The 26,440-nt window shown below is 72.4% G+C and carries 24 protein-coding genes; 5 read left to right on the top strand and 19 right to left on the bottom strand.

Features of this window, described 5'->3' with window-relative positions:
- Positions 1 to 520: 520 nt before the first annotated feature.
- The 4 genes from ACGF07_RS34925 to ACGF07_RS34910 form a co-directional block, all read right to left on the bottom strand.
- Positions 521 to 772, bottom strand: coding sequence for a hypothetical protein (locus ACGF07_RS34925; RefSeq protein WP_362563717.1), 252 nt, complete (start codon positions 770 to 772; stop codon positions 521 to 523).
- Positions 769 to 1,119 (bottom strand): hypothetical protein, encoded by a 351-nt coding sequence (locus tag ACGF07_RS34920; protein ID WP_362563714.1) that lies wholly within the window; start codon positions 1,117 to 1,119, stop codon positions 769 to 771. The genes ACGF07_RS34925 and ACGF07_RS34920 overlap by 4 nt, the downstream gene beginning before the upstream one ends.
- A 430-nt stretch (positions 1,120 to 1,549) precedes the next feature.
- Positions 1,550 to 2,980: a replication-relaxation family protein gene (locus ACGF07_RS34915; RefSeq protein ID WP_392905596.1), complete on the bottom strand. Its 1,431-nt coding sequence runs from the start codon at positions 2,978 to 2,980 to the stop codon at positions 1,550 to 1,552.
- Positions 2,981 to 4,547: 1,567 nt separating this feature from the next.
- A complete protein-coding gene (locus ACGF07_RS34910) occupies positions 4,548 to 4,694 on the bottom strand; it encodes a hypothetical protein (RefSeq protein ID WP_362563826.1) in 147 nt (48 codons plus the stop codon).
- Between the two features lie 177 nt (positions 4,695 to 4,871).
- Here ACGF07_RS34910 and ACGF07_RS34905 point away from each other — a divergent pair, with 177 nt between their 5' ends.
- Entirely contained in the window at positions 4,872 to 6,212 is a 1,341-nt protein-coding gene (locus ACGF07_RS34905) for a serine/threonine-protein kinase (protein WP_392905594.1), read from the top strand.
- 178 nt (positions 6,213 to 6,390) lie between these two features.
- On the opposite strand, the gene ACGF07_RS34900 is transcribed toward ACGF07_RS34905, so the two are convergent.
- The 4 genes from ACGF07_RS34900 to ACGF07_RS34885 all read right to left on the bottom strand — a co-directional run bounded on the left by ACGF07_RS34900 (position 6,391) and on the right by ACGF07_RS34885 (position 9,735).
- Positions 6,391 to 6,597, bottom strand: coding sequence for a hypothetical protein (locus tag ACGF07_RS34900; protein ID WP_362563833.1), 207 nt, complete (start codon positions 6,595 to 6,597; stop codon positions 6,391 to 6,393).
- A 559-nt stretch (positions 6,598 to 7,156) separates the two neighbouring features.
- Entirely contained in the window at positions 7,157 to 7,405 is a 249-nt protein-coding gene (locus ACGF07_RS34895; protein WP_392905592.1) for an STAS domain-containing protein, read from the bottom strand.
- A 166-nt stretch (positions 7,406 to 7,571) separates the two neighbouring features.
- Positions 7,572 to 7,961, bottom strand: a complete 390-nt coding sequence (locus ACGF07_RS34890) for an ATP-binding protein (RefSeq protein WP_392905590.1) — start codon at positions 7,959 to 7,961, stop codon at positions 7,572 to 7,574.
- Between the two features lie 1,117 nt (positions 7,962 to 9,078).
- On the bottom strand, positions 9,079 to 9,735 hold the full coding sequence (locus ACGF07_RS34885) for a hypothetical protein (protein WP_392905589.1): 657 nt from the start codon (positions 9,733 to 9,735) through the stop codon (positions 9,079 to 9,081).
- A gap of 523 nt (positions 9,736 to 10,258) precedes the next feature.
- On the opposite strand from ACGF07_RS34885, the gene ACGF07_RS34880 reads away from it, so the two are divergent.
- Positions 10,259 to 10,636: a hypothetical protein gene (locus ACGF07_RS34880; protein WP_392905587.1), complete on the top strand. Its 378-nt coding sequence runs from the start codon at positions 10,259 to 10,261 to the stop codon at positions 10,634 to 10,636.
- Positions 10,637 to 10,864: 228 nt separating this feature from the next.
- Here ACGF07_RS34880 and ACGF07_RS34875 read toward each other — a convergent pair whose 3' ends face one another.
- From ACGF07_RS34875 to ACGF07_RS34860, 4 genes are all read right to left on the bottom strand, one after another.
- On the bottom strand, positions 10,865 to 11,365 hold the full coding sequence (locus ACGF07_RS34875; RefSeq protein ID WP_392905585.1) for a hypothetical protein: 501 nt from the start codon (positions 11,363 to 11,365) through the stop codon (positions 10,865 to 10,867).
- 69 nt (positions 11,366 to 11,434) lie between these two features.
- Entirely contained in the window at positions 11,435 to 12,388 is a 954-nt protein-coding gene (locus ACGF07_RS34870) for a hypothetical protein (RefSeq protein WP_392905583.1), read from the bottom strand.
- A 318-nt stretch (positions 12,389 to 12,706) separates the two neighbouring features.
- A complete protein-coding gene (locus ACGF07_RS34865; RefSeq protein ID WP_392905581.1) occupies positions 12,707 to 12,943 on the bottom strand; it encodes a hypothetical protein in 237 nt (78 codons plus the stop codon).
- Positions 12,944 to 13,000: 57 nt separating this feature from the next.
- Positions 13,001 to 13,210, bottom strand: coding sequence for a hypothetical protein (locus ACGF07_RS34860; protein WP_392905579.1), 210 nt, complete (start codon positions 13,208 to 13,210; stop codon positions 13,001 to 13,003).
- A 214-nt stretch (positions 13,211 to 13,424) separates the two neighbouring features.
- Between ACGF07_RS34860 and ACGF07_RS34855 the strand changes: the two genes are divergently transcribed.
- Positions 13,425 to 14,195, top strand: coding sequence for a hypothetical protein (locus ACGF07_RS34855; protein ID WP_392905577.1), 771 nt, complete (start codon positions 13,425 to 13,427; stop codon positions 14,193 to 14,195).
- A 496-nt stretch (positions 14,196 to 14,691) separates the two neighbouring features.
- Here ACGF07_RS34855 and ACGF07_RS34850 read toward each other — a convergent pair whose 3' ends face one another.
- From ACGF07_RS34850 to ACGF07_RS34825, 6 genes are all read right to left on the bottom strand, one after another.
- Entirely contained in the window at positions 14,692 to 15,096 is a 405-nt protein-coding gene (locus ACGF07_RS34850) for a hypothetical protein (protein WP_392905575.1), read from the bottom strand.
- Entirely contained in the window at positions 15,093 to 15,629 is a 537-nt protein-coding gene (locus tag ACGF07_RS34845; protein ID WP_392905573.1) for a winged helix-turn-helix domain-containing protein, read from the bottom strand. Before ACGF07_RS34845 ends, ACGF07_RS34850 begins: the two co-directional genes overlap by 4 nt.
- Positions 15,630 to 16,426: 797 nt before the next feature.
- Entirely contained in the window at positions 16,427 to 16,900 is a 474-nt protein-coding gene (locus ACGF07_RS34840; protein ID WP_362563746.1) for a hypothetical protein, read from the bottom strand.
- A 681-nt stretch (positions 16,901 to 17,581) separates the two neighbouring features.
- Positions 17,582 to 18,160: a telomere-protecting terminal protein Tpg gene (gene tpg, locus ACGF07_RS34835; protein WP_392905570.1), complete on the bottom strand. Its 579-nt coding sequence runs from the start codon at positions 18,158 to 18,160 to the stop codon at positions 17,582 to 17,584.
- 105 nt (positions 18,161 to 18,265) lie between these two features.
- Positions 18,266 to 20,683, bottom strand: a complete 2,418-nt coding sequence (tap, locus tag ACGF07_RS34830; protein WP_392905567.1) for a telomere-associated protein Tap — start codon at positions 20,681 to 20,683, stop codon at positions 18,266 to 18,268.
- 29 nt (positions 20,684 to 20,712) lie between these two features.
- Positions 20,713 to 21,123 carry a hypothetical protein gene (locus tag ACGF07_RS34825; protein WP_392905565.1) on the bottom strand — a complete coding sequence of 137 codons (411 nt, stop codon included), beginning with the start codon at positions 21,121 to 21,123 and terminating at the stop codon, positions 20,713 to 20,715.
- A 62-nt stretch (positions 21,124 to 21,185) separates the two neighbouring features.
- Here ACGF07_RS34825 and ACGF07_RS34820 point away from each other — a divergent pair, with 62 nt between their 5' ends.
- The gene (locus ACGF07_RS34820) at positions 21,186 to 23,033 is read left to right on the top strand and encodes a zeta toxin family protein (protein WP_392905563.1); all 1,848 of its coding nucleotides are present in this window, start codon (positions 21,186 to 21,188) and stop codon (positions 23,031 to 23,033) included.
- Here the strand turns inward: ACGF07_RS34820 and ACGF07_RS34815 are convergent.
- A complete protein-coding gene (locus tag ACGF07_RS34815; protein WP_392905561.1) occupies positions 22,997 to 23,302 on the bottom strand; it encodes a hypothetical protein in 306 nt (101 codons plus the stop codon). The two genes, ACGF07_RS34820 and ACGF07_RS34815, sit on opposite strands and share 37 nt — an antisense overlap.
- A gap of 154 nt (positions 23,303 to 23,456) precedes the next feature.
- On the opposite strand from ACGF07_RS34815, the gene ACGF07_RS34810 reads away from it, so the two are divergent.
- A complete protein-coding gene (locus ACGF07_RS34810) occupies positions 23,457 to 26,189 on the top strand; it encodes an ATP/GTP-binding protein (protein WP_392905559.1) in 2,733 nt (910 codons plus the stop codon).
- Positions 26,190 to 26,440: the final 251 nt, after the last annotated feature.

The raw sequence follows: 26,440 nt of genomic DNA, 5'->3' as shown, positions 1-26,440 counted from the left end.
CCCCGCGGAGCGGGTCCCTACGGGCCTTCGGCCCTCCGTTCGCGATCGCCCTTCGGGCGATCGGCGGACCCGCTCCGCGTGTCCGCACCCGGGCTTCGCCCGGGTGGGCCCGGCGCTTCGCGTCCGGGCCGGCACCACTCCGCTTCGCTCCATGGTGCCGGTGGGCTGATGCCTGTTCAACTCGTTGATCTGGGCTTTTGGCTGATCTCCTGTTGGCTGACTAGGGGGAGGGGTGGTGCGTTGGGGGCGCATGCGGGTCGGCTTCACTCCCGACGGATGGTCTAGTCCATGGGGTTGGGGATGCCTGCCGTTTGATCGTCAGTCTCGGTGGTGCTGGGCACCGACCGATCGGCCATCAGAAGTGTATCAGTTTGCGTCTGTCGTAGGATCCTGCCGCATCCCGGGTTCGGGTCTGGCTGATTAGTGCAATTTAAAGCGGCCGCTCACTCGGGCTGATTTTATCGGACGCGAGCTTCTTGGTGTTTCAGAAGAGGGTTGTCGGGAATTTCCGCCGGGGAGCCTACAGGGCCTGGACTCGGAGAATGTAGATGCGTTCGTCGCGCGGGACGGTCATGTACCAGAAAATGCCGTCTTCGACGTCGGCGGTTTTCATCTTCTCGCCGGCGCCCTGGTAGGTGGTGCCGTCCAGGTAGAGGGCGGCTGCGGCGCGGACGATCTCGTCGGCCTTCTTCTCGACCTGGGCGACGAAGGCGAGCGGCGCGCCGGCGACGACGTGGTCCTCGTCCGGGTTGTACTCCCAGGCCCAGGTCATCCGCGGACCGCTTCGGCGGCGGCGTTCACGATGGCTCCGGCGAGGGCGGCCTGGTGCTTGCGCTCTTCCGGGCTCTGGGCGTGGTTGGCGAGGTATTCGGCGCGGTGTAGCTCGGCGAGCGTCTCCGGGTGGCGTGCGATCTCGACGTCGACCGCCCACTTCGTGGTGAAACGCAGCAGGGGCTTGAGGCTCTGGCGCTCCACTGCTTCGGTCATGGCTCGGGCCTGGTCTGCGGTCATCTCGGTCAGCCGGCTCGGCATGAGGGCGGCGACCGCTTCGTACAGGGCCAGGGGCGTTCGGGCGGGCTGTGGGATCAGCTCGGGACCATGGATCGGCTGGGCGCTCATCGGTACCTCCCTCTCAGGTGCCCAGGACACCGTACGGCACTGTGCCGTGCCACAGCAGCGATCGAGGGGCCGCCCACCGCCCGGCCCCCTTCCCGCATCGCCGCCGGCCTCGGCCGCCAGGTTCCAGAGAAAACAGGCGCAGCGCAGCGTCGTCGGGGCCGACGTGCGCGCCCGCTCCCCCACCCCACCACTCCATGGCAGGGCAGGGGGCGCACAGAGGTAAGTCGGCGTCGGGGCGGGTGAACTAACCGGGCTTGAGCTGCGGGTTTGCTCCTGGTCGGCCTTGGAGGTGGTTCTCTAGTCGAAACCAGAAACGAAACCTGGTGCGCCACCAGAGACGAAACCAGATACGCCACCAGATACGAAAGTGCGGCGGCTGCGGGCTTTGGGAAATCGATGTGCTCGCAGTCGCCGTATTTTCGGGGGTTTCTTAGCGCTTCTTTTCCTGGGCTTCTTTCGGCTTGCGTGGGCCGAATACCGTGCGGAGGAAGGAGGCGTTCTCGGCGATCTGGACGCGCTGGGCGTGGGCTTCGGCGGCTGCGGCGATCTGCCGGGCCGCTTCGGTCTGCGCGGCCTGGTCGGCCTTCTGCTGGCAGAAGTGGCAGAGGCGGTCGCCGTCGGAGGCGTAGCGGGGGTTCTTGTACTTGTCGGCGGTGCGGTGGCAGCCGGGGCAGGCGGTGGCGAGGAGTTCGCGTTCCTGGCGGCGGCGTTCGGCGGCTTCCTGGTCGGCCTGCTGCTGGGCGTGGAGGGCGGCCTGGTGCTTGGCGTACGCCTCGGGTCCGTCGTGGTCGTCGAGGGCGTCGTGGAGGGGCTGGAGGGGGCCTGGTCGGCCGGCGCGGCGCCAGATCGGGGAGAGGGGGCCGCGTTCGATCAGGAGCTCCAGGCTGGTGAACAGGATCGGGATCGCTTCGCTGCGGTCGTAGTAGCCGTCGCCGAGGTGCCGGCCTTGCCAGTGGCGGCGGGTCATGGCGGTGAGGGCCTTCACGCGTTGGGGCAGGGCGCGCTCGCCGAGGTGGCCGAGGACGATGGCCACGGGCGGGTAGCCGGGGCGGCCGGTGTCGGGGTAGGTGCGGCGCCAGTGCGGCTCGGTCTTCTTCCACTCCAGGTAGCCGATGGTGCCGCGCGAGTGCGGGTTGGGCAGTGGGTGGCGGTGGTCGAAGTAGCCGCGGTAGTCGTCGAGCTTCTTGGCGAGGATCGGGTTGGACTCGTTGTCGAGGTCGACTTCGACCAGGAGCACTGGCACGCCGTGGTCGGGGGCCCGGAGGACGGCGTCGGCGCGGACGGTGGGCTTGTGCGGGGTGAGGTGCTCGATCTCGGTGGCCCACTGCTCGATGCGGCCGAAGCCGGGTCCGACGCCGGGGGCGGTGCGGTCGCCGTGGATGCCCTTGGGGTCGACGTTCGGGCCGGTGCCGCCGGCCACGAACGAGATGATGGCCTCGCTGACGGCCAGGGCGTGGCCGGCGGCGGAGCTCGTCCCGGCCTTGCGGGCGATGCCGCCCATGTCCCGGCCGTCGGGGAACAGCGCCTTGGCCGCGTCGCGCCCGGCGGTGGTCATGCCCCAGATGTCCCGGCCGTCCTTGCCGGTGCCGTGCTTGACGGTGATCCGCTTCTTCTCCAGGTCGTTCAGCGCGGCGCGGGCGAACTTGTTCTCCAGCGCGTTGGGGCGCAGCAGTCGCCAGAGCTGGTGGGGGGTGGCGATCTTGAGGACGGCGATGGCGCGCAGGACGTCGGCGCGTAGGTCGTTGGAGGAGCCGCCGGGGTTGGCCTTGGACGCCTTGCGGGTGCGCTTGCGCGGCGCGGCGGCGGCGCCCTGGGCGTCGGGCTGGTCGGGTGTGCCCGGGGCGGGCTGACGGTCGCTCACGGCGCTCCCCCTCGCTGGTCTGCGGTGCGGTGACTGACTGCTTTGCATACCGCACGCCGCCGACAAGTCGATCACGCCCGCACCGACCGCCACCGACCGGCCCCACCCGCCCGCACGCCAACCGCCCCGACCACCGGCCCGGCCGCCCGCACCCACCGGAACGCCGAGCTGCCCGGCCGCGGCGCGAGCACCGGGCTACGCCCCTGGGGGCCGGGGGGACAGCCCGGGGGTTGGGCGAAGGGCCTGAGTGGCCCGGAGCGAGACCCTGATGGAGCCGCGCCAGGCGACAGAAGGGTTGTCGGCGTTTCCGGCGGGCCTGGACAAGGGGTCTGACCTGCGTTGATACCCCATCAAGGTGGGGAGTGACCGGAAGCGGTATCGGAAGCGGCACCGGAAGCGTGCTGCCGGACCGGTCGGGGCCCGGGACAAGGGGGCGCGGGGCGATTCTCACCGGCCCCGGGCGGCCGTCCGGGCGGCCGAGCGAGTGCTGGTTGGACAGTACCCGGCGCGGGCCTACGGCACGCCGGCTTTCAGCCCGCCAGGGTGCCGCTCCCGCCGGTCGTCGGGGACGGGACGGTGCGCAGCCGGGCGGCCAGCGGTGTAGGGGTGCGGGCGGCGGCGAGGTACTGCGGGATGACGGCGGCCAGGCCCTCGGCGGCCTCCAGGAGGAGCGGGTCTTCGCCGGGCCGGTCGAGGAGGGCTTGGGCGAGGTGGAGCGCGCTCTCCAGGACGGCGGCCGGGGTGCGGACGTGGCGCAGCGCGGCGATGGCGTCGGCGGCCTGCTCGGCGGGCCGTGGGGCGGGCTGCGGGGCGTCGGGGCGGGCCGGGTGGTGCGGGACGGCGGCCGGGCCCGCCCAGGGCGGCTGCTGGCGGCCCTGGGCGCGTTGAGGGCCGAGGGCGCGGGCCGGCGCCGGGGCCGAGGGCGCGCCGGGCGGACGACGGGTTGCTCACGGGGCGTTCAACGAGCCCGGGTTGGCGGCCGCCGTGGGCGACGCGGCCGGCACCGCCGGACGCACCACAAGCCAACAGCTCCCGGCAGGGCAGAAGCCCCGCCGTCCGGACCGTCACCCAAACCGCACCCACCACACCACCAGCAACCAGGGCAAAGGGACAGACAGAGGGGTTGTCTGAATTTCCGGCGCGCCGAAAACCGGCTCTGAGCTGCGGAAACGCCGGATCGGCGCAAGAAGGGCCGGGGTACCTACGGTGGTAGCTACGCCCGTACCTGCGGTGGCACCCTCGGCGGTGCCTGCGGTGGTACCTACGTGGAACCGGCGCGGCTGGTCGCCGGGCCGTCGGCGACCCCGAAGGCCGCGGCCGGCTCTGCCGGACGCGAAAAGACCAACAGCCCGCCGCAGGCGCGAACCCCGAACCGACCAACCGACCACACCCACCAAGACCAAAGGAGAAGGGGTTGTCGGCATTTCCGGACCGCCCTGCACCGGCTATGACCTGTGGTAATACCGCGCCGGGGCGAATCGTCAGGTGCCCACAAGACACCCGACAAGGCACCCCGCAAAGCTCCCGACAAGGTGTCTGACAAGACGCATCACAAGATGCCAGCCGGTCAGCCGAGCACCGGGGCGGTGTCGGCGTCGATCAGCCCCTCGACCAGGGCCTGGCGCACCAGCAGGGCGGCCAGCTCGGCGGTGCTGGTGACCAGCGGGCGGCTCCGGTCGGCGGGGCCGGCGACGAAGCGGCCCTCGATCACCACGACTGGAGGTCCTGGCGGAGGACCGGTAGGACAGACACCTGGTGGGACGCGGTCGAACGGGTGAGTTGGTGGCCCCCAGGCCCACCGCCGCCGGTGCGATGACACCGGCGGCGAGGCGAATCCGTGACTGGGATCGGCTGCACTGCGGCGCCGGGCTCGAGGCTATTCTGCCTAACCATGGGTGGGAATGTGGGCGCGGTGCTGGCCGGTCGGTATCGACTTGTCGAAGCGTTGGGGCACGGGGGCATGGGCGCGGTGTGGCGGGCCCGGGACGCCCAGCTCGGCCGGGACGTGGCGGTCAAGGAACTGCTGCTACCCGAGAACCTGACCGCGGCCGAACGCGGGAACTGGATCGCCCGGGTCGACCGCGAAGCCCGCGCCGCCGCCCGTCTCAAACACCCCGGCATCGTCACCGTGCACGACCTGACGGTGAGCGAGGACGGGCGGCCCTGGATCGTCATGGAGCTGGTGCGCGGCGACTCCCTCGCGGGTCTGCTCGCCAGGCGCGGCCCGCTCCCCGTCGAGGAGGTGGCGCGGATCGGGCTCCAGGTGCTCGACGCTCTGCAGGCCGCACACCGGGAGGGCATCACCCACCGCGACGTCAAGCCCGCGAACATCCTCCTGGAGGGCGAGCGCGCGGTGCTGACGGACTTCGGCATCGCCGCGGTCGAGGGCGACGCGGCACTGACCGCCAGCGGCGCGCTCATGGGCACCCCGGCGTTCATGGCGCCCGAGCAGGTGCGCGGCCTGCCGGCCGGCCCGGCGTCTGACCTGTGGGCGCTCGGCGCCACTCTGTACGCGGCGGTGCAGGGCCACCCTCCCTTCAACGGGGCCCACCCCGCCGCAGTCCTCGTCGCCGTCGCCACCGAGGATCCGCTGCCCGCCACCCAGGCCGGCCCCCTGGCCCCCGTCCTCGACGGCCTGCTGCGCAAGGACCCGGCAGACCGCCTGACACACGATCACCTCAGGGCGCTCCTCACCGGCCTCGCCGCATCCGCGAAGCCCGGCCCGACCCGGGCGGACGTGCCGCCCGCCGCCGCCGCGCCAGCCCCCGCCCGCAGGTGGCGCCGCAGGTCTGTCCGAGCCGCCCTGATCACCACCGCCGTCGTCCTCGCCGCCGCCGCTTCCATCGGCGGATACCTGTCCCTCGGGAACAAGGAGGAGTCCGCCGCCTACCGCGCCAACCTGCGCTTCGCCCAGCAGCTCGGCGCGCCTAACGGCTTCGCCCGGAAGTCCACCACCCGGATCGACGGTGACAGGATCCGCCTCATCTACACGACACCGGCGACGGACTGCGCCCCGATGTGCAGCACCCAGACCAAGGCGGCGGTCGACTGGCTCAAGCAGCAGCCCAGCATCGCCGCCGTGCAACCCCCGCGGGTGGGCTGGAGCGTCGAGCCCTGCCACAAAGCCGGAGACTGCGAACCGGCGGTCATGTCGTCCGGCCAGCCGTCCCTCCGCAACGGCCAGTGGTACGTGGCAGACGGCGAACTCCTCTTCCAAATCGACGTGGGCTGATCCCAGCAGCCCCGACACCGCGGGTGCGTCCCGGCCAGAGCACTGGCCGGGACGCCATTGGGTTCAACGACCAATGGCATCCGGGGCACGAGCGCCCGGCGGGCGTGGGCGGACAGACAGTACGCCGGTACAGCGGCGGGAGCGGTGCCAGGTATGTCGGATGGTGGACCGTCGTCTGTCAGTCGCGGTCCGCCAGGACGTCGCGGATGTCGTTGAGCTCGGTGCTGACGCGGTCGACGTCGTAGCCGGTCTCCAGGACGGCCTCGGTCAACGCGAGCAGCGCCAGGGTGATCGCGCGGTGTCCGGGATCCGTGACCTTCTCGACAGTAACTTTGGCCTGCTGGACGTAGTCCTCGGCGAACTCCAGGTGCCTGCGCCGCCCCATGGCCTCTCCCTCGCTCTGGTGGGTCCGTGGTGTGACGGTAGACCGCGCAACGGACAGCGGGCGGCGCTTTGCCAGATCCAGCGGCACCGCCCAGGCCTTCGGCACGGCCGCGCCACGGCTACGAGTGGCCCTGGGAAGGCTTCATGGTCGGTGGGCCGGCCTGAGCCTGCCCCACAGGCGACGCCGGGGCCGTTTGGCCTCGGGTGCCGCCCCGTGGGCAGGACAGGAGCCGCGACCCTGCTGGGGGCGGGCGCCTGCGGGATCACCACCTCAGGGAGGACGGCGAGGTGCTGTCCGGCGTAGGCGGTGCGCAGCCCGGCCTGGGTGAGGTGGATGTCGAGGAGGAGGTCCACCCGGGGAATTCGGCCGACCGGTTTGGCCTCGCCGAGCCCGTACGGCACGCGGTGACGGCGCCTCAGGCACTGTCCGGAACACTACCCGCCGCGGGCCGGCCGTAGGCGGCCCGCGGCTCCGAATGCGTGCCCCGTCCGTTGCGGTGCGCTCGGCGGGGTCAGCGGGCCGGTCGGGGTGGGGGTACGTCCGAGTCGACGGGGAAGACCTACTCGGCCCCGGTGAGCTCCAGGAGGCGCGCCACCCGTTCCGAGGGGCGGGCGAGGTGGACGGTGGTGCCCTGGCGGTCGGCCTGGATCCGGGCCAGCAGGAGGGCGTTCAGACCGGACGAGTCGATGAACGTCACGTCGTGCAGGTCGAGCAGCAGCATCGGCGGTACCGGCCGGGCCGCCAGCGCGCGGTGCGCGGCGTGGTTGAAGACGGGGACCTGGTCCATGTCCAGCTCGCCCGCACACACCAGGACCGGCCCGGCGAGGCTGTCGCGGGCCGTGACGGTGAAGACACCGGTGTCGCCGATCGCAGCGCTCCCTTCGCGGTGCCATTTTCCGTGGCGTGACCACTCTAGGCCGCAGGCCCCCGGCCCCGCACCAATGCCCCGAGGGGTGGGGCGACGAGATGGCTGGTCACCGGCCGGTCGTGGCCAGTTCCGCCCACACGGTCTTGCCGCCCGCCCGGACCGTGGTGCCCCAGCGGGCGGCGAGGCGCTCGACGATCAGGAGCCCGTACCCGCCCGGGCTCCCGGACGCTGGGGTGAGCCGGCGCGGCCGGGCCGCACTGGCGTCGGCGACCTCGACGCGCAGCACGCCGGGACGGCGTTCGAGGGCCAGCTCGCGGGGGCCGCCGCCGTGCAGGCAGGCGTTGGCCAGCAGCTCGGCGGTCACCAGGAGGACGTCGTCGAGCAGAGCGGGTTTCGCACCGGGACCCGGGCCGGGCAGGTGCCAGCGGGCCAGCGCCCTGCGGACGAAGTCCCGGCCGCAGGCAACGGGCATCTCCACCTGGCCCGCGAAGGACAACCGCAAACGGTGGCCGGCACCGGACGACGTCTCCATCGCGTTCCCCCGACATCGGAGCGGTCTTCGGACCGACGCGGCTACCCACCGCGACCGGCACCACACCGGACGAGCAGCTCCGATGGCCGCCGCGCGCACCGGACACCGAGGGGGGCGTCCCGGCCAGAGCGCCGGCCGGGACGCTATCGGCTCAACGACGTATGGGCCCCAAGGGCACGCCCACCCCCGCCGGCGGCCTGGGCGCACCGGGCACAGCGGCGAGACCGGGCGGCCGGTCCGGGGCGAGCCCGGCCGGCTCCGCCGAGTGGAGTGGAAAGCGGGGCCGGGCGACGGGACCGGAAACGTGGTCCGCCAGGACGTCGCGGATGTCGAGGACATGAGCTGCCGGGCTTCCCGGTGGGTCGGGTGCGGGTGGGCGCGTCTCGGCAGCGGCCAGCCCCGGTTGGAGGGGTCAGATTGGCAGGCGAATCACCCGTCCGCCAAGTGCTGCTGGCGGCCGTAACGGGGACCTCGGTCAGAGAATGATCGTCCGCTTACGTTCCATCAGAAAGGTCGACCGTCATGCTCAAGCGGAACGTCGGTCCGGCTCAGGCGCCCGGTAGGGCCTGGCAGCGCTTCGTGCGCGGGTGTTCGGTGATCATGTCGGTCGGCGGACTCACGGCGGCGTGCCTCACAGTCCCGGCAGCGGCCAACGAGGCGACGACGAGGGTCACGCCGGGTTACTCCACCGCCCGGCTCGTCATCGGAGAAGGGAGCGTGACGTGGGGCGGCAACACCGTGGGCTGGTCGACGGGGCCCCTCAACCTTCACGTCCGGCTGTACTGGAACGATGATCTCCAGGACGACCGGGACCAGACCTGTTACGGATCTACGTCGTGCAGCGCCGACTCCATGACCAGGAACTGGCTGTGCCCGGGCCGCTGGACGGTCAGGGCGTGGGCGGAGGGCCCTGGTGGCACGTCGAATGTCGACGTCAAGGAAGCCGTGGTCGGTGACGGCGGGTCTCCCACCGGAGTCCACCGCACTGTGTGCGCACAGCCGATCTGACGCTGCGGCCCTTGCGGACAGCGGCGCCGGCACGGGGTGGGCCGGCTCCGCGGGCCCACCCGGACGGGTCGCCTCAGTGAATGTCGAGGTCGCTTAGTTCGCCGCCGCCGGCGGGCTTCCCGCCGATCGATGCCTGCCAACCGACCACTACCGTGGTCCGCGTGTCCACAGCAACACGGATGCTGTCCGAGCCGAGAACGATCCACTCCCCGATGGCGAAGGAAGCCTCCTCGAACCGCGCCAGCTCCGTCTCCCTGTCCGGCAGCACACCCACATACTCGACGACCTCCCTGCCATCGCGGACCTGCATGGAAACCGGACGCAAGCCCAGCAATCCCACGAGGTCGGGAGGACACAGCATCAGCTCGAGGCCGTCGGTCCCGACCGAATCTCCGGCGCTGTCATCGCCCGAGCGGCTCTCGTCCGCCCACCGCGCCCACCAGCGTGACCCCTCCTTCCGGATCTCCTGACGGCCGTCATCGTCGCTCCCGGAGCGTTCGACGACGTCCATCCGCAGCCGCCATGGTTCGGCCGTTGCCATGAAACGCCAGAGCACGGACGTCCGCGCGGCTTCGGCGAGCGCGGCCGCATCGGGCGCTTGTCCAGCCGCCCACGCCCGCCGCCCCTCTTCGATCCGGGCCTCGTACCGCCATCTCCGGAACAGACCGCCGGCCTGCCGCCAGATCCTCCTGGGATCCGCTGGCCGTCGTGGGGCAAAGCGACCGCTCATGTCCCAAACGTAGACGGTGAAGACCCGCCAAGGCTCGCCACACGACAAGACCGACCAGGTTCTCGGCCCGCGCGGCAGCCCGGGACGGCTTCACGGTCGGTGAGCCGGCCTGAGCCTGTCCCACAGGCGACGCCGTGGCCGCTTGGAAACGGGCGCAGCCGTGTGGGCCGACGCGGCCGGGGCGGTCACGGCCGGCCCCACGTAGCACACACGGGCTCGTGCCAGGTCTTCTCCTGACGACCAGGCCACCCGGGGACAGGTGCTCACTCGACCAGGTCCGGCAGCACCCCCGGCCCGCCCGGGCCTGGCCTGGCGACGCCTGTGGGCGGACCACGGCAACGGGTACGGGGCGGCGAGCCCGGGCGGGCGGCGGCGCCGACGGTGCCTGGTTCCGGGATTGCTCACGCCGAAGGCTCTGCCCACCCCGCCGCCTCCGCGCACCCCGGCATCACCCAAGCGGAGCAGCCCACGCTCCCCCGGATGGTCTCGTTCGTCGAGCCATCGGGCGGGGGAAGTGCGGTCCATGAAAACCTGGCACATCCTCGCCATGCCACCCATCGACCGGTTCGACGGTATAGTGCCGCTCGGGACGTGGCTTCGCGGTCAGCTCTGGGATTTCCGCAGCCCGATGATGGCCGATCTTGTCATCGGTGAGATCTGCGACCGGTCGGCCTGGGCGCGGAGTGCGCTCGAGGCCCTTCACCAGGGCCGCGAGGAAGTCGACTGGGAGGGGGACTTCCGTCACGAGCCGTACGTCGGAGCCCTCCCCGTGACCTCCGGGTACTTCTGGTACCTGGTTGTGCAGCAGTCGAACAACGGCACGTGCTTCGTCGTCAGTCAAGGCTGGTCCGCCCCCGACCTCTACGGCGACGTAATCGCCTCCACCACCGTGAGCTTGTGATTTATCCAGCGGCCTCGAACAAGCGGACCCTGTGATCACTCGGTCTCTTCAGGCTCACGCGGCTACCCACCGCGACCAGCACCACACCGGCCGAGCACCCCCGGTGCCGCTGCGCATCGGACACCGAGGGTGCGTCCCGGCCAGAGCGCCGGCCGGGACGCTATCCGGCTCAACAACCGTGTGGTCCCCGGGGCACGCTCGCCCCCGGCGCGGCAGCCCGGGACGGCTTCATGGTCGGTGGGTCGGCCTGAGTCTGTCCCAAAGGCGACGCCGTGGCCGTGGGGAAGCGGGCGCCGCCGCGTGCGAAGGGGTGGGAGCGGCGGCTCTGTTGGAGGCGGGCGTCTGCGGGATCACCACGTTGGGGTGGAGGACGGCGAGGTGCTGTCCGGCGTAGGCGGTGCGCAGCCCGGCCTGGGTGAGGTGGATGTCGAGGAGGACGTTCTGGAGTTGGCGGGGGTTGGGGAGGGTGGTGCCGCGGCAGATGTTGAGGGCGGTGATGTTGCCGGGCAGGGGCTGCTGGTCGGTGGGCTGCCAGCGCACCGCGATGCCCATGCCGTCGGGGCTGGGTTCGAGGACTGCTCCGGGTCGGCCGTCGCCGGCGTGGACGATGTCGATGTCGGCGGCGGCGAGGGCTGCGATGGTGGCGTCCCGGAGTTCGCTGCCGCGGTCGGCCGGGCCGGCGGTGGGGGTGGGTGGTTGCTGATTGGTGCGGTGGTGCGGGTCGTGCATTTCGGCGACCCTACAGGGCCGCCCGGCGGTGAGGCCGTGGCCGGCTCCCCTCCACCCGGTGGCGCACTGTCAGGCGAGGTGCTGGTCGAGCGCCACCAGGAGCAGGGTGAGGGCGTGGTCGGCGTTTTGGGCGAGCCAGGGCAGGGCGTCGGCGGCGTCGACGACGGCCCGGCCGTCGATGAACACCGCCCAGCCGTTGCCGCTGTCCGCGTGTTCGAGCCAGCCCACCAGGCGCCGGTCGGGCCGGCGGACCGCGAGCACCCGGGGGTCGGTGTCCCAGCTCTCGACCAGCACCGCACCGGTCGTGTCGGTGCGGGTGGCGGTGGGCGCGCCGAGGTGGCGCAGGAGCGGGCTGGTGGAGGAGCGCTCGGCGGCGAGCGCCAGGCGCAGTTCCTCCACCGGGACGGCGCTTGGCGGCGGTACGGCGTCGGCGGGCGCGGCTTGCGGTGATTCGACGCGCGACGTATTGACGGGCGCGGTGGCGGACGCGGGGCCGTTCATCGTGTCGCTTGTTTCGACGCGCGAGGTATTGAGGGTGGAAGCAGCGAGCACGGGAGCGCCCCCGGTCCCGCTTGTTTCGACGCGCGGGGAAATGAGGTGGCGGGCGACAGGGGCGGCCGGGCTGGCGCCAGCAACGGCGGGCGGTGCGGCCGGACCGGCGATGGCGCTTGATTCGACGCGCGACGATTCCTGGACGGCGGGCGCGGCTTCCCCGGCGGCGTCCCTGGAGGCGGCTTGCAGCCGGGCTGCGGTCATCTCGTAGCGCAGGACGTGGGCCTGGCGCAGCAGGCGCTGGGTGGCACCGGTGACGGCGGTTTCCAGGGATTGGAGGGCCTGGTTGCAGCGCGGGTCGTCGTCTTCGCCGCGGCGGGCGTGCTCCAGGTGCTCGAGGTAGCGGGCGGCGCCGCGCTGGATGGCGGCGGCGAGTGCCATCAGCTGGCGGGCGCCGTCGTCCAGACTGTCCGGGGTTTCGACGCGCGAGGCAATGAGGGCGTCGGCGACGGCGTCCTGCTGCCCCTCCATGCGCCGGCGGCGGTACGCCTTGGACGAGCAGCCCCGGCCGCAGTAGACCGGGCGGCGGCCCGGCCCGGAGGTCCGAAGCGCCTTGCCGCACTCGCGGCACCGGGGCGCGCCGTCCTCCGCGTCGATTCCTCGCGCGTCGATTCCGGGCGCACGATCAGACGCCTTGTTTCCTCGCGCGTCGATTCCAGGCTCGCGGCCCGGAGCCTTGTTTCCTCGCGCGTCGAAATCCTCGTTCATGATCGAGGAGACTAACCGGCCGCCCGGACAACCGCCGTCATCCCACCGGTGCGCACCCGGTTGCGGTGCGGGGCCCAGCGCTCACTTCGGTGCGCCGGCGCCGGTGTAGCTGAGCCCGCCTTCGCCGAGCGGCCTGCGCCCCGCTCCTGCGGGGCGGGCCAACGGAGCCTCTTGCGTGGTGCGGTCGGCCGGAGGCGAGAAGGGGGAGCGTTTCACCGGGAGCAGGCGTTCGCCGAGCGGCTGGTCGATGGCGGCGTCGAGGTGGGAGAACGGCTGGGCCAGCGGGCGCCGCGCCGGACGGGTGGATTGATCATTCATGCGGTGAGTCTGTCACCGTCACCGCACGGCAAACCCGGGCCGGGGTCGGGGCGGCGGTCAGAACGACCGGGTGTCCAAGGTCAGGTTGAACGGCTCCGGCAGGCGGAGCATGGCGGCGAACGGGTGCGGGCCGTCGACGACGGCGTAGCCGAAGTCGTGGGGCTCGGAGAACAGCGTGCAGGTGCGCAGTTGGCGGCCGGCGAGCAGGTAGAGCGGGGCGCCGCGGCCCTGACCTGGGGTGGTGAGTTTCAGCGGGGCGAAACTCACCAGTCGTGCGGGCGAAACTCACCGGCCTGGCGGCGGTCCCGGGCCCGCTGGTCGCAGCGTGCGGCCGGCGACCGGAACAGGGTGCGACGCGGGTCGCAGTGACGGCCCCTGACCTGCGACGGGGAGTTTGGGCGGGGCGAAACTCACCGGCCGTACAGGGCGGAACTCACCGGCTTCGCGCGCCTTGGCGGCGGGTGGGGCCGGCGGTTGGCCGATGTTCCCGATCACGGCCCGCGCCCCTGGGCGCGGCGAGCACGATGGAGGGGTGGGGCTGGACGGCGTGGAGGAGGAGACGGTGCGCATCAAGGACGTCGAGGTCGGCGCCACCTACATCGCGAGCATCCCGCAGCGCTTGCCGGCGCACCTGCGCAACCGGCCGCCGGCGAGCGCGGCGCAGTGGCAGGCGGACGTGCAGCTGCATCTGGCGCGCGGGCGGCGGATCACGGTCACGGTGACCGGCTTCGGCGACGAGTCGGGCGAGGTGGTGGTCCGCCAGGAGGTGCCGGCCGGGCGCGTGGTGCTGCGGCTGACCGCCGAGCAGGCCGCCGGCCTCGGTCTCGCCGAAGGCCAGGAGTACGAGATCACCGGCACCATCTGCGACGCGGACGGCAACGGCATCACCTTCGCGAGCGCCGTCGTGCACACGATCCCGGCGCGCTGGCTGAACGCCCCCGACGAGCGCCTGGTGCTCCACCCGGACAGCGTCCTGTTCCACCGCGCGATGGTGTGCCGGGAGGCGGACCGGATGACGCCGCCGGAGATCGACCAGGCCGCGGAGAAGGCGCTGGAGCAGGTGCGCCACGTCCAGGGCCTGGCCCTGGAGGACCCGAGCTTCGACTGGTCGGTACTGACCGCCGAGGTCGACCACCGCGAGTGGCTGCGCATCGCCGGCCTGGTTCGCGAGGCCGGCCTGAACGCCTACGACCCGCGCACCGACCCCGACGCCGTCGAACACCCGCCGCTGGTCCGGTTCGACAAGCCCTGACAACCGCCGCTGTCGGCGCCGAGCTGTACGCCCACGAGCACTGGGCCGGCGTCGAGAACCGGCACCAGGCCGAGATGAAGCTCAAGCAGACCGCCCGTCCGGACACCGCCCAGTCACCGGAGAGCTGAGGCCGCCGCGAGGCGCAGCCCGGCCGGGCCCGCGGGGAACGACGGGGGTGCGTTCGGCACGGGCCCGGCCGGTGGGAGGCCAGCAGCGCCGACGGGAGGACGCTGCTGCTCTGCCGGCGGCCCGGGGGTGCTGTGGTGGGGCCGCCGTGCGGGGAATGCTAGACCCGCCGATGTGGCGGTGACCAGGGCTTTGACCTGCGAGTTTTCCGGCCGCGGACATGCCATCACAGGTGCGGGCCGATCAGCAGCATGGTGACCACGCCGCCGTCCCGGCCGCCGTGCTCCTGGTCTCGCCGGCGGCCGGGCCCCCGGGTGCAGAGCAAGCGCCTGCATTGGAGACGGCGCACCGTCTCCACGGCGGCGTCGGGCTACTCGTCGTCGGGTTGTCCGAAGGACAGGTGGTGGACGGTGGCGAGGTCGTCTTCGTCCTGGTCCCGTTCCTCGTTCTCGCCGAGGAGTTCGGCGGCGGCCTCCATCACGAGAGGGCCGACCCGGTAGAAGTTGATCGGGCCCTGGCGGTAGACCAGCTCCAGCCAGCCGTCGGCGGCCAGGCGCTTGATGCTCTTGGAGACCGTGGGTTCGCTGAGTCGCAGGCTCTCGGCGACGGCCTTGCCGACGGTGCGGACGGTCTGGCCGAGGGGGACCGCGGTGGCGTAGAAGGCGAGCACGCGGAAGTCCGCCCCAGGGGCGCCGGCGGTTCGCAGGAGGAGCTCGTGCATCAGCGCCGGGGTGAGCTCTGCGGTCTGCTCCCGGGTCATCGCTGGTGTCGTCACGCGGCCTTCCTCTTCCTCGGGGTCCTGACGGTCTTGGCCTGCGCGTCCGCCGGAGCGGGCACCTGCGGAAAGCGGGCGTCCTTGGTGGCGTCGACCTGCTTCTTGGCGGGGCCGTCGAAGCCCGCCCTGGGGTTGACCCGGTAGAACCGCATCCGCCCGAACTTCTCGGCTTCCAGGAGGAGTCCGCCGAGGTGGAGCTTCTCCACCGAGGTCCGGACCGTGTTCTGTGCCGGCCCCAGGATCTCAGAGATCTCCTTGAAGGTCATCCGCAGCGGTTCGGTGCCGTCCGGCGAGTGCGCCAGGTAGAACCCGAAGATGTCCCGGTCGTTCTGGTCGTACCCCGAGTCCTTGCGCCAGAGCTTGCGCATCAGCGACTTGGACACGTTGACGTGGCGGCCGGGATGCGGGTTCCAGTCGTACCGGATCTTGTCCGGGCCCGGCCTCGCGTCCTCATCGCCGAAGAGGTCCAACTGCATGACCTCGCCTGTTGCCCGGTTCACGCCCTGCGCGCGCACCGGGGTGGATCGAGCCATACCCCTCCTCACCCTGGGCAGGTTGCCTATAGGCAACCTGAATGCCTCACCCTACCCTGATCTTGCCTATAGGCAAGTGGCTGGGCGGCCCCGGCGCGGCGCGACTCTCGGTCCAAGATTGCCTATAGGCAAGATGAATGCACGATTCATGCACTCGAATGTGCCGATCATGCACTCCGCATGCCCTCTGACCAGCTAAAACACCATCCGCCTCTTAACACTCAGGAGAGGACGCCCACTGGCAGGCGCACCAGCAGCCACCAGCCTGATCGCCCTGCCCCACGGGACGCCGCGCCAGCACCGGCCACCGATCCGTGTCGGCTGCCCCAGGCGGCCAACACGGTCCCACCCCAGTCGCCAGGTGTGGCCGGATGATCGTCAACATCGTCAGGTGGGTGGTGACCTCCTACGCCGCACAGTGGTGGCAGGCGGGTGTGGTAACTCATCAGGTGCGGTAGGTGCGCGGGCCACGACGGGCACCTGCTAACTGATCCAAGGGCAACTGGACAGGCCGGACCGTCCACGGTCCGGCCGGTGCGGCGACGGGCCGACGGCGGGGCCGGCCACGGCCCCGCCGGTGGATCCGGCGGCGCAGTCCAGGCGGCAGCGAAGGATGGTCCAGCGCATCCGGGCGCTGGCCAGGGTGCGGTAGCGGAGCGCGCCGCGGCCAACCGCCCAGGCCGGGGCCGACCGCAACGGTGCCGCGGTTGCCGCCCGGTCCCGGCCCCGCGGCAGGGCAGGTGGCCAACGTGCCGGGGCGGGGAGAGTGAGGGGAGGTACCACCCCGCGGCCCGACGCTATGCCCGCCCTGCGGCACTGCGGGGCGCCGGGACGGCGGGAGTGGAAGTGGAGGCGAGGTGCATCTCCTTCCCGCTCTCCAGGACGTCATCGATGATGCGCTCCAAGATGGCGGCGCGGCGTTCGGCCGGAAGTTGCTCGGACATCCGTTCCGCAGTGAGGAAGTAGCCGTTCAGCACGGGCTGGTTGAAGAACTGGTTCAGCTGCTGCAGGGCGCGCTCGTAGGTCTGCATGTAGGTGCGGCTCAGGTACGCCGTGAACGCGGTGCCGATCGCGGCCGCCGAGCCCACGAAGATCCGGTCGGCAGAGCCCTGGAAGTTCCAGCCGGCCAGCACCGCCGCCACCAGGATCGCCAGGCCCACGGCCATGGCCACCTGGCTGCTGCGGTACGCCTTGGTGGCCTGCTCGGTGGCGATGCCGTGGTAGCGGTCCAGCAGGACGCGGTTGAAGTTGACCAGGCTGGCCAGCTCCATCTTCTCCCGCAGACGTTCGGCTGCCGTCTCCAGGGCCTCCCTATCCTGGGCGGCCTGCTCCCTTGCCGCTCGCCGGTCCCAGGAGAGGGAAAGGACGAGGGCAGAGAACGCAAGGGCGGTCAGCGTGCCGGCCAGTGGCAGGCCTCGCCATGGTCGGTTCGTGTCTCCGATGGTTGTTCCGCCTGCGATCGCGCCACCAACCGCAAGCACGACAACAAGGATGATCGAGCGGGATCCGAGGTGGTCGCCGGACCTGTACCGACGACCGACGGACCTGGGCACCGGGCCGTTCCTGTCCGCCCTGGCCTTGGGATCGTCCCCCACGCTCGCCCTGTCCCCCACGCTCGCCCTCCCGGACACCGAAACCAAGATCCACCCATGCCTGGCTGAGTACACGCCAGCATCCCGCACTGCGCATGCGGGATGGCCTCTTTCGCCCGATCCCGTTCCTTCGGCGTGAGCAGGCGGTATGCGGGTGCACTGGCAACACCACGACGACGCCGTCGCACGAGCCGTCGTCTTGGGCCCCAGGCGAAAGCCCCTGGTTTACGTAAATCCGCCAAGCTTTGATGCCGGTCTTGGTGAAATTCGATCCGTGGGTCGAAGAAAAGGCCCCGGCTGCCTTTTCGGCGGCCGGGACCGGCCCTTTTCCGGCGACACGGGGCCGCCGAAGGCGGGTGTCTACACCTCGAGGTCCATCCAGTTCAGGCTGTTCAGCGCGACCTTGGCCACGCCCCGGCCGCCGCCGGCCCGGAAGTAGTGGTCACGCAGGCCGTCCGCGAGGATCTCTTCCTGCTCCGCCTGGGTGGCTCCGCGGTCGCGGGCGGCGTAGAGGGCCTGGGCGACGCTGCCGGGCATCCGGATGTCCAGGAGCCGCTCGCGCGGGTCGTCGGTGGAGTTCGGGCCGGCGTCGAAGCCAAACGTCCCGGAGATGTGCAGCGTGAACCCGTTGGTCACCGCGTCGCGGCGTACCCGCTGCTTCACCCGCGGCTGCCAGGCCGCCCGTACCGCCTTCTCGACCTTCGCCGCGTTGGCCTTCGTCATCGGGATCTCGCCGGTCACCTCGCCCTCGGCGAGATCCTGGAGGGCGTGCGTCCAGCGCTGGGCGGTGCGCACCGAGACGCCGGCCACCTGGGCGAGGCGTTTGGTGTCGTTCTTGGCGACCTTCTCCCACAGGAACTTCACCCGGGTGTTCAGGTGGACCGGGATGGGGCGGGTGCGTTCGGCGCGTTCCAGGCCCTCGTCGATCTCCCGGCTCATGGAGCATCAGATCCTTCCTGCCGTCCCGGCCGGGACGGCATCGCGTTCGGGTGGTGGTGGAGCGGGCGGCCCGCCGGACGGGATGCCGGCGGGCCGCGCGGGGAACTACTCGTCGGCGGAGACGATGCCGCCGGTCTTGATGTGCCGGGCCGGGTTGGCGTCGTCGGCGAGCAGCTCGGCAATCTCGGCCATTGGCCGGGAGCCCTCGAACTTCACCATCCCCGGCGACACCCCCAGGCGCAGCGAGGTGGTGAGGGTGCCGTCCGGCTTGGTGAGGATGTCCAGGGCGCCGGGGCCGGGGGCGGGGAAGACGGCGCAGTCGGAGAGGACGGCGAAGGCGTGCAGGCCGGTGTCGGCGGCCATCTTGCGCAGCTTGCGGTGGAGGTTGACGGTGGCGGTGTCGATGACCAGGGCGCGCATCAGCGGGTCCCAGGTCGGCCGCTCCAGCGCCGCCCAGCGCTCGCCGTACTGGTAGCCCTGGCCGCGCGGACGCTCCCTCATCTTCCCGATGGTGCCCTTGGCGGTCTGCTTGATCGCGTGCAGCACCGCCAGCTCCGCCGGATCGCCGGTGGTCTTGAGGCCTGCCATGGCGTCCAGGAACGCCACCGGGTCGGTGTCCGCCAGGTTCGGCGGGACGCCGAGCGCGGCCATGGTGTCCAGGTACGCCGCCCGCAGGTGCTTGTGCCAGGGGTCGAGGTAGGGGCCGCTCTCGTGGCGCAGCCAGCCCTCGGCGGGGTGGACGGTGGCGCCGAGTTCGATGGCGTAGGCGATCTTCACCGTGCTGTACCAGGCCAGTCCGGTCGGCCGGGAGCCGTCCGCGGTGAACGGCGAGGGGAGCAGCGGGTCGGTGTCGACGTGGGAGAGGTCGGCCAGCCAGGAGCCGGGGATGCGCTTGTCGAAGGTTGGGTTGAGCTCGTGGACCGGGGGACCCAGTGGCAGGGTGAGGCGGCCGGCGGCGGCGAGGAAGGCCATGTTCACATCGAGGCCGACCGCGTACAACGCGGTGTGCTTCTCCTCGTCGGTCAGCTCGCGGAACCAGTCCCACGCTTCCGTCACCAGCTCGCCGCCCGGCCCGCGGTCCTTCGCGAGCGGATGCATCTCCAGCACCTCCGGCGGCGCCGGATCGAACGCCCGCGAACGGGAGCCCTCCACCGCGCCCGACGTCCAGCCCGACTCCGTGCGCACCGCCCGCGTGGGCGGGCGCAGCGCGGTGACCAGCTCCAGGCCGGACACGGCGGTCGAGCCGCGCGGGGTGAGGACGCGCTTCGCGTAGGTGCCCAGCAGCCGGGCCAGGTCGGCCGGGCCGAGGCCGTCGGGGATCTGCCAGCCACCCGTGGCGAGGGCGCCCCAGGCGGGGATGCACAGCTGCACGCACTGGCGCTTGCCGTCCTCCGGGGTGCGGTAGATGCGGGCCCAGGGGCCAAGTCCCCGCTGGGTCAGCAGCCAGCCGGCCTTCTCCAGCGCCTTGACGCACCTGTGGGTCTTCGGGAGCCGGCCCAGGCGCTGGACGAAGTCCTTCTTCTCGTCCCGCCCGAGCGGGGGCAGGCCGAGCTCCGCCAGGGCGGCGTCGGTGAGCACGACCAGGGCGTCACCGTCCTTGCCGTGCCGGTGCAACCGGGGTGAGCCGAGCCCCGCCTCGAGCGCCCACTCCACGACGTCGGCGAGCGTGCGCCCAGTGGGCGCGGTCGACGCCACCGTGCCGTCGGCCAGGTAGGCCACCAGGGCCCGGCCGTTCCCGTCGACGTCCAGCACCGCGAGCGGTCCCGCCGGGAAGCGCGCGGCCGCGGCCTGCTCCCAGTCAGCCGGCCCCGCCTCGGCAGCCGGCTTCTTCACCGCCGCCTTCCGGGACCGCGACGGCACACCGGCGGGCCGGGACGAAGGCCCGCGCCGAACCGCAGCGGGCACGAGGGCTGCGGGGGCGGCCTGGCGGGGCGCAGCGACCGAAGCGACCGGGGCCGGCGACTCGGCGGGCGCGGCCGGGGCAGGCTGCTCCGCGACCGGGACGGCGGCCGCCGCCGGCTGCCCGGCCAAAGCGGGCGCGCACCAGCCGCCCATGTGGACCGGACGGCCCTGCGACCGGTACGGCGTGGGCCGGCCGCACCGCACACACGGCGCCGGCGCGGCGGCGACCAGTTCCCCGGCCGCCGTACGGTCCAGCTCCAGCACCACGTCGCCGGCCACCTGCGACTGAGTCTGTGCCAAGGCGTTGGCCGAAGAGGGCGAGCCGATCGCGGGGGCCAGTGCGGTCGGCCGCTGCGGGGCCGCGGGCACGGGGTTGAGCTGGGTGGCGATGCCTTCCAGCAGGCGCGCGTACGCCGCGCGGGCCTCGCCCTGCGGATCGCGCCGGCCCGATTCGTAGGCGGTGAAGGTGCTCGTGCTGATCCCGAGGGCCTTCGCGGTCTCGGCCTTGGTCAGCCCGTACTCGGTACGCAGGCGCTCGCGTTCGGCTGGGTCGGGCAGCGGGGCGGCGCGGCGCGGGCCGGCGCCGAGCAGCGCGTCGATCGCGTCGGGGGTGTCCGTCATCGCTCTCTCCTTCGCGTGGGAGGGGGGTGTCAGCGCACGCCCTGGCGGATTTCTTCGAGGCGGGTCATCAGGCGCTGGTAGCGCTGGGAGGCGGCCTGCGGGGTCTTGAGGCCCTGTTCGTCGGCGATCTGGCGCCAGTCGAGGCCGCGGCGGCGGGCTTCGATGATCACCTGGCACTCGAGGTGGTCCAGCTGGAAGCGGAGCTCCTCGAACACGGCGAGGGCCGCGGCCAGTTCGTCGTCGCCCACGCCGTCGTTCTCGCCGTTGGGGCGGGTGCTCGCGTCCATCAGCTTGCTCAGTACCTGGGCGCTCTCCCACAGACGTTTCGCGGGCGCCCAGATCGGCTGCTCCTCCCGCAGGTCCGGGCGGGCCTTCAGGCCGGCCAGGCGCTCGTGGGCGGTCGCGTACCGCTGGGCGGAGGAAGTCGATTCGACTGTCATGACAGCATGCTAACGTTGACTCAACGAATAAACAACTTGTTGGTTCATTGATTGGAGGGGTTGTGGGCGAGGGGGACGTGGTGCCGGTGCCGCTGCCGGAGGCCGAGCACCGCAAGGCACTGAAGGGGTTGATCCTGCCCGCGTGGACCACCCCCGCTGTCCCACAGGAGCAGCCGGTCGTGGTCGTCGTCGGCGGCCCGCCAGGATCCGGGAAGACCGAGATCGCCGACCTCGTGCAGGCCTCCCTGGCCGGACGTGGGGGCGCTGTGCGCGTCGGCAGCGACCTGTACAAGCCCGTCCACCCCGCCTACGCCGACCTGCTCGCCGACAACGTGCGCACCGCCGGAGTGAAGATCCGCCCCGATGTGCGGGGCTGGCAGGCCGGCGTCGAGGCGCATGTCCGCGACCGGCGCCTGGACGCCGTGGTCGAGAGCGCACTGGCCGACCCGCAGCAGGCACGCGCCGACGCCCAGGCCTACCGGGCCTCCGGGCACCGCATCGAGGTCGTCGTGCTGGCCACGGCACTGGCGTGGAGTCAGCTCGGCGTGCTGGACCGCTTCCTCGGCAACGGTGACGGAGCCGGACGCTACGTGTCGTGGAGCAACCACGACACCTGCGCCCGCCAGCTGAGCCACACCCTGGACGTGCTGGAGGCCGAACACCTGGTGGACCGCATCACCGTGGTGCGCCGCGGAATGCAGTTCCTCTACGGCAACGAGCTCGTCGACGGGACGTGGGTGCGGCCGCCGGGCGCAGCACGGGCGGTGGAGGCCGAGCGGGCCAGATGGTGGAGCGCCGTCGAGACCGCGTCCTTCCGCCGGTCGCTTGCCCGCGCCGGGCGAGAGCTCGTACGGGCGGAGACCCGGCTGCCCGCCGACCGCGTGCTGGCCGTGGCGCGGGACGCGGAGCGGGCCGCCGCGCTGGCCGAGCCGGTACGACGAATCGCCCAGCCGATCGCGGATCCGCCCGGCGTCGACTACCACCGGCTGTCCGCCGACGAACACGAGTGGACCTTCCAGAACCTGATCGTCCCAAGCCTCGGGCCGATCGTGGCGCAGGAGCACCCCGTCGCCGTGTACGTCATGGGGGCGCCCGGAGCAGGCAAGACCCTGGCGGCACGCCTGGTCCACCGAGCGATGCGCGCCCGTCAGCCGGTGGGCATCACCGGCGGGATCTTCAAAACGGCCCACCCCGACTACTTCCGGCTGCTGCGCGAACACCCCCGCACCGCCTCTGCCCGCATCCGCACGGACTACAAGGCGTGGCAGGCCCGGGCCGAGGCCTACGTGCGAGAGCGGCGCGCGGACGCCGTGATCGAGATCGCCCCCGGCAGCGCGGCCGAATTCACCGACGGCGCCGCCGCATGGCGCCGGGCCGGGTACCGCATCGAGCTTGTGGTGCTGGACGTGCGCGCGGCCGACAGCCGCCAGGGCACCGCCCTGCGCTACGCCGAGGTCAGCCGGGGCGGCACCCGTGGGGGACGGTTCACCACCGCCGCCGGACACGACCGCTGCCTGGCCGCGCTGCTGGAGTGCGTCCAGGCCGTCGAGGAGCAGCACCTGGTGGACCACATCACCGTGATCCGCCGCGACAACACCGCCGTCTTCCGCAACGTGCTCGACCCCGACGGCCGGTGGACCGGCCCGGCCCGCGCCACCCAGGCGGTCGTCGCAGGACAGCAGCGGCGCTACAGCGAGCAGGAGGCCCGCCAGTTCCTCGCCCGCCAGCACCAGCTGCGCGAGGCGCTGCCGCAGTACCGGCGAGAGGTCGACGCGATCACCCGCCTCTCCTGGCCGCTGCTGCCGCCCGCTCTCCAGCCCGGCCGCCTCGCCGTGGTCCCGCAGCCGCTCGCCCTTCCGGCACGACCCACCGACTACGGCCCGGCAATGTCCCTGAGCTTGGCGTCGTAGGCGGCCGCCGCCTGGTCGATCTCCTGCGCGGTCGCGAGCCGCAACCGGCGCAGGTCCTCCATGCACGCGCCGTACCCGGCCACCAACTGGTCGATCCGCTGCCGGTCGGGGGCCGACCGCCCGCGCTCGACGCGAATCTGCTCGGCGTACCAGGCCGCGATCTCCTTGATCTTCTCTGTGACCCCCTCGTAGGCGTCGTCGTCGCCGGCGTCATCCGGCGTGCCGGGACCGGCGACGCCGGTGTGGTCGGGGATGTCAGGGTCGTGCACGGGGACCGCCTCGTTCTTGAAAATGCGCAGGCCATGGTGGACTGACAGGTCGGAGCCTACGGCCGTCGGCCGCATCCGCCGGCCACGGGCCGCCGCAGCCCGGGAGGGCGTAGGTTGATGCCTGGTCAGATCGGGTGCGGAGGGGGAGTCGTCGGTGGCGAGGGATCTGCGGGCGCTGTTCGGCTCGAACGAGCGGCTGGGTGCGCAGGAGGCGTTCACCAACCGCCAGGCGCAGTGGAGTGCCGTCGCGGCCGCCCTCACCGAGCACCTGGCCCACGTGAGCGCTGCGGGCTTCGACGTCCAGGACCTGGAGGCCCCCAGGCGCAACGTCATCGTCTTCCACGGGGTCGGCGGCATCGGCAAGACCACGCTCTCCCGCAAGGTGGAATCCGCGATCGCCGACGCCGGCCGACGCCCCGCCCAGTGGGGTGCACCGTCGTGGCCCGACAGCGCCCGTCTCCTGCCGGTGCGCATCGACCTGGCGCGCTCCGCCGGCACCGACTTCGAGCAGCTCGTGCTCACCCTGCGCCTGGCACTCGCCCGGCACGTCGGCCGCGGCCTGCCCGCCTTCGACATCGCGCTGCGCCGCTACTGGGACGCCGTCCACCCCGGCGAGCCGCTGGAGGAGTACCTGCGCCGCCGCGGGCTGGCCGCCATGGCGGGCGAGGCCCTGCCCGGCCAGATCAAGGACGCCGTCGGCGAGGCCGCCCAGCAGCTCGCGCTGCCCGGCGTTGTCGCCTCCGCCGCCGGACAGGTCGCCGCCGCCCTGGTCACCGCCCTGCGCCAGCGCCACGAGAAGGCCCGCGCGCTCGCCGGCTGCGCGCGCCTGGCGGACCTGCTGGAAGCCGAACCCGACCTCGAGACCTTCTCCTTCTACCCGCACCTGCTGGCGTGGGAGATCGCCCGCCTGCCCGCGAAGAAGGCGGCGGTGCCGGTGGTGCTGCTGGACGGCTTCGAGGACACCGGCGACCGCACCCACCGCGATCTGGAGCGCCTGGTCCAGCGCGTCGTGTGGCTCATGCCGAACGCGTTCTTCGTCATCACCGGCCGCTCCCGCCTGCAATGGGCCGATCCGGCGCTGCAGGGCCAGCTCGACTACACCGGCCCCACCGCCTGGCCCGACCTCGCACCCGCCTCCAGCCCGCTCGTGCCCGCCGCCCGCACCGGCACAGCCGGACAGGCCGGCCCACGGCAGCTGCTGATCGGCGACTTCTCCGGCGAGGACTGCGAGGACTACCTCGCCCACCGCCTCACCACCGACGACGACCAGCCCCTCATCCCCGCCGACATCCGAACCGTCATCGCCCGCCGCTCCCACGGCCTGCCGCTCTACCTCGACCTCGCCGCGCTGCGCTTCGTGGAGATCCGCCGCACCCGCGCCCCGATCGCCGATGACTTCGAGGCCGACTTCAGCGCCCTGGTCGCCCGCACCCTCCAGGACCTCACCGCCGACGAGCGGCACGTGCTGCGCGCTACCGCCCTGCTCGACGCCTTCGACGTCCCGCTCGCCACCGCCGCGGCCGGCATGAGCCACGACGCGCCCGCCCTGCGCCTGGTGGAGCGGCCCCTCGTGTACGAGGACCCGGCGGCGCTGTGGCCCTACCACCTCCACGCCCTGGTCCGCTCCACCCTGCGCGGCGCCGACGACCGCACCGACGACCGCTGGTCCGAACAGGACTGGCAGCGCGCCGCCGACCGCGCCCACACCGCCCTCGGCCACCAGTGGACCACCGCTTCCGCGGGAGACCGCACGCTGCTGGTCGGCTGCCTGCGCCAAGGGCTGCGCCTGGCCCGCGACCACCGCCTCGGCCTCGGCTGGCTCGCTGACGCCGCCTGGGCCTACGTCGCCGACTCCATCTGGGAGCCCCTCGCCCCGCCCGCCCCTGACATCCCGGCCACCCAGGCCGGACAGGCCGCCGCGGGCGGGCCGGCCGGTACTGCCGCGCTGGACACCCCGGCCGACGCCCTGGTGGAGACCCTCAGCGCGCTCGCCGCCCGCCAGCGCGAGCACCGCACCCACACCGCCGACCGCCTCACCCGCGTCATCGACAGCCGCCTGCTGCCCGAAGACCTGACCGACATGGCCCTCTACTACCGGGCCAAAGCCCACCGCGACCTCGGCCGCGGCGCAGCCTCACGCCACGGCATGCAGCAGGTCGCCGCCGGCACCACCCGCCTCGCCCCCGCCGCCCGCCGCGGCCTCGTCCACCTCGCCCGCCTGGACGGCGACTTCCCCACCGCCCACCAGGCCGCCCAGACCCTCGGCTGGGCCGGACGCCAGCACCGCGTTCTCGGCGACCTCGCCTGGATCCACGCCCAGATGGACCAAGCCGCCGCCCACTACCAGGCCGCCCGCGCCGACGCCGAACAGCACGCCGTCGCGGGCGAAACCGCCACCAGCCAGGCCCAGCTCGCCTTCGTCCGCGCCTTCACCGACCCCGAAGCCGCCGACGACGATCTCGACCTCGCCACCCAGCTCCTCGCCGGCCTCGACCTGCGTGCCACCACCCTCACCACCCGCATCGCCGCCCTCGTCCGCGACGCCGGCACCGGCGGCGAGGAGTTCCTCGAGCGCGCCGCCGTCCTCGACGCCCAGGTCCGCGCCTCCGGCGTACGCGCCGCCCGCACCACCCTCGCCCTCGCCGTGTGCTTCCACCACGCCGTCCTCAACGACGACAACGCACTCGACACCGCGATCCGCGACCTCGACCAGCTCACCCGCGACCGCGACCACGCCTACTACACCGACATCGCTCACTTCATGGCCGGCCGCCCCCTGCAGCACCCCTCCCCCGCCCAATGGCTCGACGGGCCAGACGCCGTCCGTGGTCGCTGGCGCACGCTCGTCATCGCCAGGCAGGACCGCCTGCGTTCTGCCGACCGTTAGCAGGCGAGGAAATCAGGGAAGGTCCAACGAAGGCGGGGCCGCTGTCACCGGGCCGGATGACCTGAGCGTGCCGGTGGCCGGCGGCGCCGGCACGAGCTCCTACGGTTCCCGTGTGACCACCACCATCAGGCTCGTCCCCATCGCGATGAGCTGCACTGACATTCCCCTCGTAGCGTGGAGTCGTGACCAGAGGGGAAGTTGAGGGTCATGGCGGGGAAGAGGCGCTCGTACGACGCGGAGTTCCGCGCGGG

It is taken from the genome of Kitasatospora sp. NPDC048194 (assembly GCF_043202455.1).
In the GTDB taxonomy this organism is placed as follows: Bacteria; Actinomycetota; Actinomycetes; order Streptomycetales; family Streptomycetaceae; genus Kitasatospora.
This window is presented reverse-complemented; position numbering and strand designations above follow the sequence as displayed.